Below are 14,774 nucleotides of genomic sequence, written 5' to 3' on the forward strand. Positions count from 1 at the left end.
CAAATGAGTGTAAAAGCGGTTTGCGACTATCTGAGAGAGTGTCAGGCTGACATCGTCCGGACATATGAAGAGCTTCACGAGGTGGCCGAGCCGAGCTGGCAGGAAGAGAAAACCTCGCAGTACCTGGCACAGCGGCTGCAGGCGGCCGGGCTGACTGTACGGACGTACCCTGGCCATTTTGGACTGACCGTGGATATTCCGGGCGAGGAAGAGGGAGTCGTCGCGCTGCGGGCTGACATGGATGCGCTTGTGCAGGAAGTGGACGGAGTGGTGCGTCCGAATCACTCCTGCGGACACGACGGACACAGCACAATGGTCCTCTACGCCGCCCTGGCCTTCGCCGCAGCGGGTATACGTCCGAAAAAGACAGTCCGCTTCCTCTTTCAGCCGGCGGAGGAAAAGGTGGGCGGAGCGCTGCAGATGATGAAGGATGGGGCGCTGGAAGGCGTCGAAATGCTGTTTGGCGTCCATGTCCGGCCAGTCATGGAATTGGCCAACGGTACGGCTGCTCCCGCCATTTTGCATGGTGCCAGCGCGTCGATCCACGGCACCATTTCCGGGCTGCAAGCGCACGCTTCACGGCCGGAACGCGGGAAGAACGTCATCGAAACGGCATCTATGCTCGTTCAATCGCTGCAAAACATCCGCCTGGAGGCAGGCTGTCCATTCTCCGTGAAAATGACACAGCTGGCTGCCGGCGGGGATACCTCCAATGTCATTCCGGACAGGGCCACTTTCAAGCTGGATGTGCGGGCGCAGACCAACGAGGGCATGGAGGAGCTGCAGGAAAAGCTGAAGCACACTATGCAGCACGTAGGGAGTCTGATGGGAACCCCGATCGAATGGAGCATTCCCGGTGCGGTTCCAGCCGCAACCTTTAACGAACGTGCAGCAGGAATGATGCGTGAAGCGATCTCGCTCGTATTGGGGGAAGAGAACATTGCCGGACCTTGCGTTTCCCCGGGGGGAGAGGACTTCCACTTTTACACCTACCACAATCCGGGGCTGGCCGGAACGATGCTCGGCCTGGGATGCGGCCTGGCCCCCGGCTTGCACCATCCTGACATGTCCTTTGACACAAAGGCGCTTGTCGCCGGAGCGCAAATATTGGCGACATCGGTACTGATGGCCGCCAGCGGAAAGGAAGTGTGAACATGCAACCGATCCTTCAGGTAGAAGACTTGCACATCTCCTTTCGGGGAGAAGATGGCGACCTGAACCCGGTGAGCGGCATCGATTTTCGCGTCCATGCGGGAGAGACGCTGGGAATTGTCGGGGAGTCAGGCTGCGGAAAGAGCGTTACTTCTCTGGCGATCATGGGGCTTTTGCCAAAGGGGATCGGCCGGGTCAGCGGAGGGCGCATTTTGTTTCAGGACAAAAGCATTGCGGACATGAGCCAAACCGACCTGCAGAAGCTACGCGGAAATGAAATTGCGATGATCTTCCAGGAACCGATGACCTCGCTCAATCCGGTGTATACGATCGGCGAACAGCTCGGTGAACAGATCCGTCTGCACCTCGGCCTGGGCAAGCGGGAGGCCCGGGAGAGAGCGATTGAGATGCTCAGAATGGTCGGGATTCCCCGTGCGGAGGAGATCGTGAAGGAATACCCCCATCAGCTGTCCGGGGGGATGAGGCAGCGCGTCATGATCGCCATGGCGATGTCCTGCGATCCGAAGCTGTTGATTGCCGACGAGCCGACGACAGCCCTCGATGTGACGATCCAGGCGCAGATTCTGGACCTGATGCGAGAATTGAAGGAAAAGAGGGGTACCTCGATCATCTTTATTACCCATGACCTCGGGGTAGTCGCGGAGATGTGCGACCGGGTGGTGGTCATGTATGCGGGACAGGTGATCGAGGAGGCTGCTGTCCGGGAGCTGTTCCAAAATCCGCAGCATCCCTACACCAAAGGCTTGATCGCTTCGATCCCGTCGCTCCACCAGCAGCAGCGCCGGCTGAACTCTATCCGCGGGACAGTGCCTCACCCATCGGCCATGCCGGGCGGCTGCCGGTTTGCCCCGCGCTGTGACTATGTTCGCGACGAATGCAGCCGGATTCCTCCGCTTCTTGGCGTGGGGGAAGGACACAAGTGCCGTTGCTGGCTGGTGAAGGAAGGAGGGGAGGAGCATCGTGGAAGCTTTGCTGCAGGTACGTGATTTGAAGAAGTATTTTCCGGTGAAAGGGAAATGGTTTCAGCCGACGACCCACGTCAAGGCAGTAGACGGCGTCACCTTTTCCATACAGAAAGGAGAGACGGTCGGCCTTGTCGGCGAGAGCGGATGCGGCAAGTCGACCACAGGGCGAGCGCTCCTGCACCTGCTGCCTCCGACCGGGGGAGAAGTCATCTATAATGGAAGGAATCTGACCAAGCTGTCCACAAGCGAGCTTCGTGTCCTGCGCAGGGAGCTGCAGATCGTTTTCCAGGACCCGTACGCTTCGCTCGATCCGCGGATGAAGATACGGGACGTCCTGCTCGAGCCGTTGGAGATTCACGGCATCGGAACCAAGCAGGAGCGATTGAAAAAGGTGGAGGAAATCCTGGAGATCGTCGGCCTTGGCGGTCACTATGCCAACCGGTATCCGCACGAATTTTCCGGCGGACAGCGTCAGCGGATCGGAATCGCCCGTTCCCTGATTCTGCGGCCTTCCCTGATCGTCGCCGATGAGCCCGTATCAGCGCTGGACGTCTCCATTCAGTCGCAGATTCTCAATCTGCTGCAGGATTTGCAGGAGCAGTTTGACCTGACGTATCTGTTCATTTCGCATGATCTGAGTGTGGTCAAGCACATTAGCGACCGGGTCGGCGTCATGTACTTGGGCAGGCTGGTGGAGTTCGCTCCAAAGGAATCACTCTATTCGGCTCCTGCTCATCCGTACACGCAGGCATTGCTGTCGGCGGCGCCGGTAGCAAATCCGGATGCCAGGCCCCAGCGGATCATCCTCAAGGGAGATGTGCCCAATCCGGCGAATCCTCCGAGCGGCTGCGCTTTTCATACGCGCTGCCCGCATGTGATGGAGGCGTGCAAAAGTGTCAGGCCTGAGCTGGCGCCGGTCGATGGGCAAGGGCACTGGGTAGCTTGTCATTTGCATCAGCAATAGGCTTGGAACAGTACGCTTTCATGGATAGACACGGGAGAGGGTGCCTCCGTTTTTTAGAGGTGCCCTTTTGTGTTGTGTTCTCTGTTTCCCTTCTTGAGGTTGGTTCTTGGGACTGCTTCTTGGAGGACATCGCTTTTGGGCTTTTCACGCTTTATTGGAAATGCACTTAGGACAGGCTTTGGTGGGGGAGATGAAAAAGGGAGAAAACGCTGCAGGTTCGGTGGGACACTTCTTCGGAGCCAGGTCTGGCCGGCTCCATTCCAAAAGCGGAACCGCGTCCAAAAGCCGCCCATTCATGAAGTACCTCAGAGTTGGACGCTGAAAGCGTGTTCCGCTTTTTCCATTCCGCCTGGGTAGTGTCCCAAAGACCTTCGCATTTTCTCCCTTTTTCATCTCTACAGCTTCAATGGTTGTTCGGGTGTTTCTTTGAGCGAATCAATGAAGTGGAGTAAAATCGTCCTCGCAGCTTTAGACTGTCTTCTGATCCGAAAGCTCTGGAGGGCTCAACCTAAAGAAGGGAGTGCCAAGATGCGGTGCTCTATGCCGCTTCAGTACAATTAATATGCTTCTGGACAATAATGACTTGGCGTTATTTACATCCCTGGCCTTCCTCAGCTTCTTGTCATTCCTTCCCTCTCTTGCCTTGTAACCCTCCATGACCTTCATGAACATGCCTTCAATCAGTCTTCTTTCAAAAAGCCAGACAAAAGGCAAACAGCAGTAGAGATGAAAAAGCAGAAAAAACACGAAGGTCTTTGGGGCACCAGCCTAGGCGGAACGGAAAAAGCGGAACCGTTTTTAGCGTCCAACTCTGAGACGCCCCTTTGAATCGGCTGCTTTTGGACGCGGTTTCGCTTTTGGAATGCAGCCGGACAGTCATGTCCCGCAGCAGGTGACCCACCGAACCTGTAGCGTTTTTTCTGCTTTTTCATCTCCACCACCAAAGCCCCGGACAACGCTCTTTCCTAACGAGTCAAAAATGAATGAATGTACATTCACCAAAGCTGTGATATATTCAAGGAGAAAATTTCCTGAAATGTGAAACAGGAGGTTATGAAAAGTGGACGTGAAAGCAGGCGACGTGTTCAGGTGGGAAAGGACGTTTCGTGAAGAGGAGGTTTTGCAGTTCGCGGAGCTGACCGGCGACAAGGGGAGACATCATGTGGAACGTGATGAAAAAGGGCGGCTGATGGTTCACGGTTTTCTTACGGCCAGTATCGGAACAAAGCTCGGCGGAGATATGAACTACATCGCCCGAGAATTGGTCAGCGAGTTTCTGAGGCCTGTCTTTTCAGGAGATACCGTCTCATGTGAAATGACCGTGACCGAGGTAACGCAGCAGGAAGGCTACAAGCAGGTTTCAGTGAAGCTGATCTATCGCAATCAGGACGGAAAGGAAGTATTGACGGGAGCAAGCCGCGGAATTATACGGGACTGACATGCAGCCCCCAAAATCGAATGATCGGGACGGAATAGGCATAGGCATAGGCAAAGATTGCCCCCCACATACAGCAAAAACAGGCTGAGCGTTGGAAAAGCGCCCAGCCTGTTTTTGGATGATAGGTTAGATCTTCAAAATAGCGCCGTTGCTGGCGTTGGTAACCATCTTGGAGTAGCGAGCCAGATAGCCGGTCTTCACCTTTGGCTCAAATTCGGTCCAGTTGGCCTGACGGCGAGCCAGCTCGTCAGGGGCTACATGCAGTTGGATGGAGCGATCCTCCAGATCGATGCTGATGATGTCGCCGTCCTGGACGAAAGCGATCGGACCGCCCTCCGCTGCTTCCGGAGAGATGTGGCCGATGCTGATTCCGCGGGAGGCGCCGGAGAAACGGCCGTCGGTGACGAGCGCCACTTCCTTGCCCAGTCCCATGCCCACGATCTGGGAGGTAGGGGCGAGCATTTCAGGCATGCCCGGACCGCCTTTTGGCCCTTCGTAACGGATGACAACGACGTGGCCTGGCTTGATCTTGCCTGCAGCGATACCGGCAAGCGCCTCTTCCTGCGAATCAAAGCAGATGGCAGGTCCTTCGTGCCGCTTGATGGACGGATCGACGCCGCCGGTTTTGATGATGGAACCCTGCGGAGCCAGATTACCGAACAGAACAGACAGTCCGCCTGTTTCGCTGTACGGGTTGTCGAGTGTGCGAATGACCTGCGTATCCGTGATTTCCGCGTCAGCGATATTTTCCGCCAGCGTTTTGCCGGTCACGGTGATGCGTTCAGGATGCAGGGCGCCCGCCTTTTTGGACAATTCCTTCAAAATGGCGGAGACACCGCCCGCATTGTGGCAGTCCTCGATGTGGTAGTCGGATGCCGGAGCCAGCTTGCACAGGTACGGGATGCGCTTGGCTACCTCGTTGATCCGCTCCAGCGGATATTCAAAGCCTGCTTCCTGGGCAATCGCCAGCGTATGGAGAACGGTGTTGGTGGAACCGCCCATTGCCATGTCGAGGGCGAATGCGTCATCGATGGCTTCCAGCGTAACGATATCGCGAGGCTTGATGTCGCGAGCGATCAAATCCATCAGTTTTTGGGCCGATGCTTTGACCAGCTCCTTGCGTTCCGGAGAAACGGCGAGAATGGTTCCGTTGCCAGGCAGAGCCAGTCCGAGAGCCTCCGCCAGGCAGTTCATCGAGTTGGCGGTGAACATGCCGGAACAGGAGCCGCAGGATGGACAGCCGAATTGCTCGAGCTCGTCCAGCTGTTTATCGTCGATCAGACCGGCCTGGTACGCTCCGACTCCCTCGAACACGGAGGAAAGCGAAATGGACCGGCCGTCGCTTGTTTTTCCGGCTTTCATTGGGCCGCCTGTCACGAAAACAGTAGGAATGTTAACGCGCAGTGCTCCCATGATCATGCCGGGGGTGATTTTGTCACAGTTGGGGATACAGATCATGCCGTCAAACCAGTGAGCGGCCACGACTGTCTCCAGACTGTCGGCGATCAGCTCGCGGCTTGGCAGGGAATAGCGCATCCCGATATGGCCCATGGCGATGCCGTCGTCTACGCCGATTGTATTGAATTCAAACGGCACTCCGCCCGCTGCGCGGACTGCCTCTTTTACGATCTTTCCAAATTCCTGCAGGTGGACGTGACCGGGAATGATGTCGATGTATGAGTTGCAGATCGCGATAAACGGTTTGTCGAAATCCTCGTCTTTTACGCCGGCTGCACGCAGAAGGCTGCGGTGCGGCGCACGGTCAAAGCCTTTTTTGATCATGTCGCTTCGTTGTCTGGCCACTTGAAAAACTCCCTTCCGATTGAAACGATGCCTGTTTATTTTGAACTATCTTATCACTTTTTCATAAATAGAAACAACCGTAAAAGTCTGAACATTTGCTCAGGAAAGAGCTTCTCAAGGCGTCAAAAGCAGCGCCGCTTGCCTGTTCATAACAACGGAACTGGTGAAAAAGAAAGTACTTTGTTCTACAATAAGGTACATGAAATAAATAGAGCTGGAGTGAACAGGATGTGGGAAGAACTAAAAACGATCTGGGAACAGGGAACTGAGGAAGAACGACAAATCCTGGAGCTTGCCGTTCAGGCGATCCGGCAGCGCAGGGAGCGGGGAAGCGCGTTTTTGTCCGGCTTTCTCGGATTGAAGGGCGATTTCGTCGACGAGAACACCTATCGCTTTGAACTGCCGTTGACTGTGTTTACGCACAACTCGCTCGGTGTCGTCCACGGCGGGATTTTGGCTACGCTCATCGATTCGGCGATGGGGTCGCTCATTAACCGCTCCCTTCCGCCTGATCAATACGCCGTGACGACTGAACTGAAGACCAATTACCTGCGTCCGGGAAAGGGAGAAAAGCTGCGTGCGGAAGCCAGCTTCATCCATCGCGGACAAACATTGGTGGTCATGGATGGCAGGGTGTACGACGAACGCGATCGGCTGCTGGCTCACGGGACCGGGACGTTCATCGTCCTCAAGCGAAAGAGATAGGCAGTCTGTACACAAAAAAACCTCTATACGCAAATAGCGGATAGAGGCTTTCGGCCGTGCAGCGCAGCCACGTGCACCAGGCGAGGCGCATGTTTTTTACCCAATGGCTATGAGGCCGCTGTATTGGGCAATGTAGTCCAGCATCTTGCGGGAAAGTGGAACGATAAACTCCATGTTCTCCCGTTCGGTAATTCCGGAACGCGTCACAATCCGCGCCCATTTTACGGTGAGCTTGTAGTAGTCCGAGCCAAATTCCGAGCGGATCAGCTCGCTTTTGTGGCGGAAAGTAATCGGCGCGTTGTCAAGCTTTATCGGAACCATGCTGACGATGTCATGCAGGAACAGGTGATACGTCATATGAGGCTTGAAAAACACCAGCTCCTTGCTGGTTACGGAGCAACCCAGACTTTTGTTCAACTGGGTCAGCATCAGTTCGCCTTCCAGATTTTTCAGGCGAATAAAATCGCTGTTCATGTCTTTTCCCCTCCTTTGGCGGAAGCACTTGCCCGGATGCGCTTTTGCAAAGACCGGGCAGCCCCTTCAAAACACGGGTGTCTCCCTATCATAGGGATGAACCGGGTCCGGATGCAAGGGTAATCAATGGATTTACAGAAAAGAAAAGGAGAGACTCCCATGATCGAAATAGCCAAAGAAGCAGCAAAATACGCTGGAACCTATCTGCAGGAACGTTTTTTGCAACAGCTCATCCCCGATGAGGAGCTTCACAACGACGTAAAGCTTCCCGAAGACAAGGAGAGCGAACGACGGATCATTGAGGTTTTGCATAAGCATTTTCCGGACCATACCATTTACTCCGAGGAGATCGGAATGGTCGAACGCAAGGAAGACTATCTCTGGATCGTGGATCCGCTGGACGGTACAAACAACTATTTCATCGGCTATCCGTATTTCTCTATCTCGCTTGCCCTGCAGTACAAAGGTGATGTGATCTTGGGCGTCGTCTACAACCCGGTGGCCGGTCAAATGTTCTGGGCGGAAAAAGGCAAGGGAGCGTTCCTCAACGGGAAGCGGCTGGAAGTGAACAAACGCGATGATTTGACCCGGGCAGTCGGAACGTACATCCGGGGACGCAACTCGGTCACCAAGGAGCAGGAGCTCGAATTCACGCGTCCGTTCGTGCTCAAAACGAAGCGGCTCTTGCGCAACATCGCGCCAGCTCTGGACTGGTGCCTGCTCGCCAACGGGTGGCTGGACTACATCGTGATGCAGCGATCCAGCATCATGGATGTGGCCGCTGGCATTCTGATCGCACAGGAGGCCGGTGCCCTCGTCACAGATTGGAACGGAGAGATCTATCATCATGAAGACTTCGACAAAGAGCGTCTGCCGTCGCTAGTGGCGAGCAATGGCGTACTGCACGAAAAGGTGCGGGAACTGATCTCGGAATAGCAGAAGCGTAACCTTGAAAAGGGAAGCAACGTTGCTTGGCAGCCGGGAGACAGAAAGCGAACGGGCAGGTTAACTGGGTTTGGAGGAGTCCTCTTGTTTTTTCGGGTCATGTATGAAATTTTTGTCATCCTGCTGGTCATCACGTATGCGATTGTCGTCTTCGCCGATCCGGCCAGTCATCCCCGGTTGACCGAGGAGTTTATGAATCAGGCAGACGTCATCCTGATCAGCTTTTTGGCAGCGGAATACGTCATCCGCCTATGGCTGGCCAAAGATAAAAAGAAATTTGTCATCAGCAACTGGTTCGATCTCGTCGCCATGATCCCGCTTGATCATTATTTTTATCTGGCGCGCTTCATGCGTATCCTGCGCCTTGTCAGGATATTGAGAGCTTCTCCTTTTCTCTGGAGCATGCTGAAATCCAAGCCGATGCAGCGGGTGATTGGCGTGGTCACCTTGATCATGCTGTGGAGCTCGGGAGCCATTTACCTGCTGGAGGCCGGCATCAACGAAAATATCGTTCATTTCGGCGATGCTCTTTGGTGGTCCATCGTCACGACGACAACAGTCGGATACGGAGACATCTCGCCCGTTACGACGGGGGGCAGAATCATGGCTACGATATTGATGGTCACCGGTATCGGGACTCTTGGCGCTCTGACCGCAAACTTCGCCCATCATTGGACCGAGTTTCAGGAGGGGAAAGGGCAGACGCCGGAGGAACACGCTCATGCGGAAAAGAAGATGCGTGCGCTTCATCAATTGCAGCAAGTCGAGCAGTTGACGCAAAAAGAGTACGAATCGATGATGAAAACGATTGAGGAGTTGTATCGGGAAAGGAACGGGGAAGAACGTTAGTCGGGAAGCAGGCAACGTAATAGCCAGACTGCGGACTTGATCCATCAGGCAAACGGTGGATAAGAAAAAGGCATGGCGCACAGGGCGTCATGCCTTTTCTTCATGTAGCTTATTCTACAACTGCTTCTACAGCATCCATTTCCCAGCTTGGCTCAGTGGAGAGCGTTTCAGCAAAGGAGCGGAAGAAGCCTTTTTTGTCAAAAGCTTCGATTGCTTTCGGATCTTTCTTCAGATCTTCTACAGTCAAAGAAGCGTCTTTTCCAGGGATGTCATACTTGGTCGCTTTGCCGAAGTTGTACGATACGCTTTCTGCTTCCAGACCGACAGTCAACGGCTTTTGAGTTTTGTCAACCGCGAACGTTACGTTCAAAGCGCTCTTTTGGCGAATAGGCAGTTTTGCCTTGTCGATGTTGAAGTCCAGGGTCCAGTTCACACCGTGGAAGCCTTCTTCCTTCAGCAGCTCGACGACTTTATCAGGCGTATAGACTTTGCCCTCTGTTTCCAGCCATTGTTTTGCAGAAGCAATGCCAGCTGTTACCGCTGCTTCGGCAGTAGCGCGCTTCTCGGCTTCTGTCGTTTTCTTCGCGTCAGGAGTCATTTCTTCTTCCAGTTGTTGAGTCAAAACCATCAGGTCGACAGCGAACGCTTTTACGTCTTGGTTGGCAACAGCGTCATTTGCTGTGTAGTAGAACATTTGAATCAATTCTTTTGTGTCCAGAGTGATGGCGATGTGTGCCGTTTCCACTTTCTCGCCGTTAGGCAGTGTGACGGTTTCTTTGCCCAGGTCTTTCACATTGGACAGCTTGTAGCCGTATTTGGAGATGTACTTCTTCGTGAAGTCCATCGTCAGTTTGTTCATTTTGTCCTGGTAGTCTTTCAATTTCGCCGGATCAATGGCTGTTTCGCCAGCAGCGCCGAGTCCGGTCGAGTTGTCGATTTTCAAGTATTTTTTATCCAACGAAGATTTTGCATACAGATCGCTTCCACTTACGATCAGCTCCACGCCAGCTTTTTTATCGCCAGCCCAAACGCCTTTGTCCCGCAGCAGCTTGTCGTCGTTTACTACGACGTCCATCTTCGCGTTCTGAAGATCGAGCTGGGAACCTTTTACGGTTACTCCTGCTTTCAATGCATTCAGTACGGCGATGCTTTCAGCGTCCGCTGGTTCGCCCAGGGCTGCTGGCAGCTTGTCTACGTCACCAACCAGTTTGAGTGAACCCTGGTAGTCATAGTTGGGTTTATCGAGCGATGTAACGACGGCGTCCCGCACCAATGACGCTTGACCTGAACAGCCTGTGAGAACAAGCCCCAAAGCAAGCAGCAGGGCACTCCCCTTTTTCCACATGAAGTGTTCCTCCTCTATCATTCATTTCAGTTTCCACATCTTGTATTACGCATGAGCTGGCAAAAGGTTTCTCAATATCTAAAAAAAACACAACAGAGCAAAAACAACGGGGTGTTTCGTGGTAAGATTGTAGAAAGCGAAGGGTTACGCTAAGAGGTTATGCAAGAAAGGACGTTGCAACATGTGGTCGTGGCTTCACAAGCTGATGAGTTTTATTCGCGGAGACGAAAGTGAACAACAGGAACAAGGGCATACAGAGCAATACGTTCGTCCTTCAACAGGAGTGTCTGGCGGCAAAGTGCAGGCAAGAACGCGGAGCATTTACCCCAGAGAGCGGGAAATCGAAGAGACGGACGAGCCGTTCCGCAGAAGGAAACAGCGACAATTTAAATTTCCGGTCATACCGGATGAAAAACAGACCGAAAAACGGACAGAGCAGGCTCCGCCGACAGAAAATCCGGCAGATGCCGTGGCGAAAAGAAGGGCTGAGAGAGCGCGCGCGACTGCGGGAAAAGGTGAACCGGAGCGGCGGCGTGCAACAACATCTGACAGCAATGAACAGACCAGACAGGCGGAAGAGGCCGTTGATACGGTAAGCCGGACCGCCCAGCCTTTGGAGACCAAGCGCCCCTATAAACCTTCAGAGGTCATTTCACCTGTGTTTGGAAAGGTGACTGCTGAGACAGAGGACGCTGATCATCGGATACATACGACAGCCGGAGTCCATTCTTCCCGGGAGCTGATCAATGAACAACAGGCGAGGATGCGGGAGCTGACTGCCTCAAGCCACGCGGAAAGAGCAGAAGCGGATGACCGGTCGGAAGCATCTTCCGACCTTGTACTGGAGATGAACAGCGAGCCGGTGGTACAGCTTCCTGAAAATGAAAAGACCGAAACAGTAGTGAGCGAAGCCGCAGATATTCGGGTGGAAGACGGCATGCAAGAGGAAGAATCGTTTGCTCACAGCGTCCATAACCGGGCGCAAGCGCCGCACTTTTTGGACGTTGACAACGCTGGAGGTCAACCTGCCGATCCAGCAGCCTCCGGCCACATGCAGCCGGCAAGCACTGGTCAGCCGGGAGAAGAGTATAGCGTGACTGTTGGCGAGATGCTTGAAGCAGCAGCTGCACTGGACGAGGCGGAATTTGATTCAGGCGAGGCCGAGGATAATGGCGTGCGGGCTGCAGTTGATTCAGATGCGGAAGGATTTGCTGAAAAGCTGACCGCAGAAGAGCCAGTGGCGGAGGAGCCGGTTGGAAAGTTGACTGTGGAGGAGCCAGTGGCGGAAGAACCGGCTGAAAAGCAGACCTCAGAGGAGCCAGCGGCAGAAGGATCGATTGAACCAGCCGCAGTAGAACCAGCCTCGAAGCAATCGGGAGAAGAACAGCCGATTGTCTCTGTATCGAATGCCGGCATGCCGTTTATCGGGAAAGAGACCAACGCGGAACAGAAGGAAGCGGAACAGCCTGTAGAGGAACAGACTGCGCAGGAGATGAGCGCTTCTCCCCGGGCAACGATTCAGCCGGGTCTGGAAGGCAGCCGTTCCCAGGAGAAGCGGGAAGAGATCGGCTCCGCAAAAGACGAGTCTGTGAACAGTTCTTCGCAAAGCGTTCCGCCGCATTCCTTTGCGAATCCAGCCAACAATTTGCAAGGGGTCGCGCCAATTGCTTCAGCAGCCGAGGTGGCGGCCAGTCTGGCTGCATACGCTGCGGAAAAAAGCGAGCCGTCATCCGCACCGCAGAAAGAGACAAACGAAGCAAATCCACAGCAGCGGCAAGCTGCCGATGTCACCCCACAGCAGGGGCAAGTTGCCGTCGTCAACCCACTACAGCGGCAAGCTGAAGTCGTCAACCAACAACCGGCTCCGCAACCGGACGAGCAACCGTTATTGCCGTATGCGAGTCCGTCCCTTGAGCTGCTTGCCCCATCGCCAGAGCAGGATGACGATGACGACGAGCATACGCAAATACAGAAGCTGCTGCTGGAAGAGACGCTGAGCAATTTCAACGTAAACGCACAGGTCGTCGGCATTGTGAAAGGTCCTTCGGTCACCCGTTTTGAAATACAGCCTGCGCCAGGGGTGAAGGTGAACAAGATCACCAGTTTGATCGATGACATCAAGCTCAATCTCGCTGCCAAAGACATTCGGATCGAAGCTCCGATCCCGGGACGGAACGCTGTCGGCATCGAGGTCCCCAACTTGAAAAGCCAGCCGGTGCTGATCAGCCGCATTATCGGGTCCGAGAAATTTTTGCAGCATTCGTCGCCGCTGGCTGTTGCCCTGGGTATGGACATCGGCGGAGAGCCGATCGTCGCGGACATCAAAAAAATGCCGCACGGCTTGATTGCCGGTTCGACCGGTTCAGGAAAGAGCGTCTGCATCAACTCGATCATTGTCAGCCTGCTGTATAAGGCGACACCGGAGCAGGTGCGTCTGCTGCTGATCGACCCGAAAATGGTTGAGCTGGCTCCGTACAATCATCTGCCCCATCTGGTTACGCCGGTGGTGACTGACGCGAAGCAGGCGACGGCTGCGCTCAAATGGGCGGTGGAGGAAATGGAAAAACGGTATGCGCTGTTTGTGGATGCGGGAGTGCGCGATATTGACCGCTACAACCAAACGACGGATCAGCCGCTGCCGTACATTGTCATTGTCATCGACGAATTGGCCGACTTGATGATGGTTTCCCCTCAGGATGTGGAAGACTGCATCATCCGAATCGCACAGAAAGCACGTGCATGCGGTATTCATCTGCTTTTGGCGACACAGCGCCCATCCGTTGATGTCATCACCGGGAACATCAAGGCAAACGTCCCTACGCGTCTGGCCTTTGCCGTCTTTTCTCAGGTGGACTCACGGACGATTCTCGACCAATCGGGAGCGGAGCGCTTGCTCGGGCGGGGCGATATGCTCTTTTTGGAAAGCGGAACGACACCGATTCGCCTGCAAGGAAACTATGTGACGGACGAAGAGATCGAGGCCGTCACCCAAGCGATCAAAAGGCAGCGAAAACCGGCGTACCTGTTCAGCAAAGAGGATTTGGAGCAGCAGGTACAATCATTCGACATGGGAGACGATCCGTTGTACCACGAGGCACTGCTGTATGTGGCCGATCAGGGACAGGCTTCCGCTTCCGCCCTGCAGCGCCGTTTCCGCGTAGGCTACAACCGGGCGGCTCGTCTGATCGAAATGATGGAAGCCGACGGCTATGTAGCCGGACAGAGCGGCGGAAAGCCTCGCGCTGTGTTGATCACGCGTGAAGACGCTGAAGCGTTGACGGAAGGGACATCGCTGTTTTAGCAAGTTCATCAGGGGGCCTGGTGGCCGGGATGTTATTCTCGGTAACAGGCCGTCTTTTTTTATTGCATGGTTGCTCAAAGCGATTGTTCGTTGTATTCTGAAAAGTATGAGAAAAGGAGAGGCGGGGATTGCGATGGATTTGGTCCAGAAAAAATATCAACGCATGGATGAGCATACCGTCCTGTTTAACGAGGAGTATTACCTCCGCGTCATGAAGCTGTCCATAGACGGCCTGGATGCTGCTGCGAGAGAGGAGCTGTTTACGCATCTCTACTCCTTCGAAAGTGCTGACATCGAGCTGGAAATCGATATTTCGGAGGAGGAGCAGGGCAAGTGGTACTTGCAGCTTCTCGTCCCGCATGTCCTCACCTTGCCAGAGGCGGCAAACAAGCGCTTGACGCGGGGAGAGGAACAACTTGGCGAGCATCTGTCTGGACAATCTCAGGCGGCTTTCACTTTTCGTCTGGCAGAGGAGGAGCTGTATCATTACGTGAAGAGGTACAATCCGAATCTGAATGTGACCGCATGACCTGCATGATCTGATGTGGCACAGCTTTTTAACTTGTTTGGGGCTAAATCCTTGGGGGCTTGCCCCTTTTTTGTTTTGAGAACGGGGCCGGGGCGGGAAAAGCGTGTTTTTCTGCTTGGCTCCGGGCTCCGTTTGCATAAGAAGTGTGAACTGTCCGCTCCGGAGCGTTTCGCGGGGGAGCTGCCGGCTTGTATGTACAAAGTGGAAAAGGAGCTGCTAGTCTTGCGCAGCTCCTTCGTTGTTTATGAAACACTTCTTTTTCCTGGGAAGCAAAAATGATCAT

At 54.3% G+C, this 14,774-nt stretch carries 12 protein-coding genes; 9 read left to right on the plus strand and 3 right to left on the minus strand.

Annotated features, from left to right (window positions below):
* The first annotated feature begins 3 nt into the window (after positions 1-3).
* The 4 genes from EDM54_RS05730 to EDM54_RS05760 all read left to right on the plus strand — a co-directional run bounded on the left by EDM54_RS05730 (position 4) and on the right by EDM54_RS05760 (position 4,540).
* Positions 4-1,152, plus strand: coding sequence for a M20 peptidase aminoacylase family protein (locus EDM54_RS05730; RefSeq protein ID WP_122957916.1), 1,149 nt, complete (start codon positions 4-6; stop codon positions 1,150-1,152).
* A 2-nt stretch (positions 1,153-1,154) separates the two neighbouring features.
* A complete protein-coding gene (locus EDM54_RS05735; RefSeq protein WP_003389092.1) occupies positions 1,155-2,159 on the plus strand; it encodes an ABC transporter ATP-binding protein in 1,005 nt (334 codons plus the stop codon).
* Positions 2,131-3,102, plus strand: a complete 972-nt coding sequence (locus tag EDM54_RS05740) for an ABC transporter ATP-binding protein (RefSeq protein WP_024982894.1) — start codon at positions 2,131-2,133, stop codon at positions 3,100-3,102. Before EDM54_RS05735 ends, EDM54_RS05740 begins: the two co-directional genes overlap by 29 nt.
* Positions 3,103-4,162: 1,060 nt before the next feature.
* On the plus strand, positions 4,163-4,540 hold the full coding sequence (locus EDM54_RS05760; protein ID WP_003389097.1) for an FAS1-like dehydratase domain-containing protein: 378 nt from the start codon (positions 4,163-4,165) through the stop codon (positions 4,538-4,540).
* A 126-nt stretch (positions 4,541-4,666) separates the two neighbouring features.
* Here the strand turns inward: EDM54_RS05760 and ilvD are convergent, their stop codons facing one another.
* Complete coding sequence (gene ilvD, locus EDM54_RS05765; protein WP_003389098.1) at positions 4,667-6,343, minus strand: dihydroxy-acid dehydratase; 1,677 nt, start codon at positions 6,341-6,343, stop codon at positions 4,667-4,669.
* A 228-nt stretch (positions 6,344-6,571) separates the two neighbouring features.
* Between ilvD and EDM54_RS05770 the strand changes: the two genes are divergently transcribed.
* Positions 6,572-7,048 (plus strand): PaaI family thioesterase, encoded by a 477-nt coding sequence (locus EDM54_RS05770; protein WP_003389099.1) that lies wholly within the window; start codon positions 6,572-6,574, stop codon positions 7,046-7,048.
* A 96-nt stretch (positions 7,049-7,144) separates the two neighbouring features.
* Here EDM54_RS05770 and EDM54_RS05775 read toward each other — a convergent pair whose 3' ends face one another.
* The gene (locus EDM54_RS05775) at positions 7,145-7,522 is read right to left on the minus strand and encodes a hypothetical protein (protein ID WP_003389100.1); all 378 of its coding nucleotides are present in this window, start codon (positions 7,520-7,522) and stop codon (positions 7,145-7,147) included.
* Positions 7,523-7,681: 159 nt separating this feature from the next.
* Here EDM54_RS05775 and EDM54_RS05780 point away from each other — a divergent pair, with 159 nt between their 5' ends.
* Both EDM54_RS05780 and EDM54_RS05785 read left to right on the plus strand, forming a co-directional pair.
* Entirely contained in the window at positions 7,682-8,458 is a 777-nt protein-coding gene (locus EDM54_RS05780; protein WP_003389101.1) for an inositol monophosphatase family protein, read from the plus strand.
* 93 nt (positions 8,459-8,551) lie between these two features.
* Positions 8,552-9,316 (plus strand): potassium channel family protein, encoded by a 765-nt coding sequence (locus EDM54_RS05785; protein WP_003389102.1) that lies wholly within the window; start codon positions 8,552-8,554, stop codon positions 9,314-9,316.
* 109 nt (positions 9,317-9,425) lie between these two features.
* Here EDM54_RS05785 and EDM54_RS05790 read toward each other — a convergent pair whose 3' ends face one another.
* The gene (locus tag EDM54_RS05790; RefSeq protein WP_003389103.1) at positions 9,426-10,661 is read right to left on the minus strand and encodes a hypothetical protein; all 1,236 of its coding nucleotides are present in this window, start codon (positions 10,659-10,661) and stop codon (positions 9,426-9,428) included.
* Between the two features lie 181 nt (positions 10,662-10,842).
* On the opposite strand from EDM54_RS05790, the gene EDM54_RS05795 reads away from it, so the two are divergent.
* Positions 10,843-13,962, plus strand: coding sequence for a DNA translocase FtsK (locus tag EDM54_RS05795; protein WP_122957917.1), 3,120 nt, complete (start codon positions 10,843-10,845; stop codon positions 13,960-13,962).
* A gap of 133 nt (positions 13,963-14,095) precedes the next feature.
* The gene (locus tag EDM54_RS05800) at positions 14,096-14,491 is read left to right on the plus strand and encodes a hypothetical protein (protein WP_003389106.1); all 396 of its coding nucleotides are present in this window, start codon (positions 14,096-14,098) and stop codon (positions 14,489-14,491) included.
* Positions 14,492-14,774: the final 283 nt, after the last annotated feature.

The sequence above is a fragment of the Brevibacillus borstelensis genome (genome assembly GCF_003710865.1).
Taxonomy (GTDB): Bacteria; Bacillota; Bacilli; order Brevibacillales; family Brevibacillaceae; genus Brevibacillus; species Brevibacillus borstelensis.

Bases quoted from the DNA above. Each gene is read 5' to 3' on its own strand.
- EDM54_RS05735 (WP_003389092.1), top strand. From the start codon at position 1,155: ATGCAACCGATCCTTCAGGTAGAAGACTTGCACATCTCCTTTCGGGGA.
- EDM54_RS05800 (WP_003389106.1), top strand. From the start codon at position 14,096: ATGGATTTGGTCCAGAAAAAATATCAACGCATGGATGAGCATACCGTC.
- EDM54_RS05730 (WP_122957916.1), top strand. From the start codon at position 4: ATGAGTGTAAAAGCGGTTTGCGACTATCTGAGAGAGTGTCAGGCTGAC.
- EDM54_RS05775 (WP_003389100.1), bottom strand. From the start codon at position 7,522: ATGAACAGCGATTTTATTCGCCTGAAAAATCTGGAAGGCGAACTGATG.
- EDM54_RS05795 (WP_122957917.1), top strand. From the start codon at position 10,843: ATGTGGTCGTGGCTTCACAAGCTGATGAGTTTTATTCGCGGAGACGAA.
- EDM54_RS05790 (WP_003389103.1), bottom strand. From the start codon at position 10,661: ATGTGGAAAAAGGGGAGTGCCCTGCTGCTTGCTTTGGGGCTTGTTCTC.
- EDM54_RS05770 (WP_003389099.1), top strand. From the start codon at position 6,572: ATGTGGGAAGAACTAAAAACGATCTGGGAACAGGGAACTGAGGAAGAA.
- EDM54_RS05780 (WP_003389101.1), top strand. From the start codon at position 7,682: ATGATCGAAATAGCCAAAGAAGCAGCAAAATACGCTGGAACCTATCTG.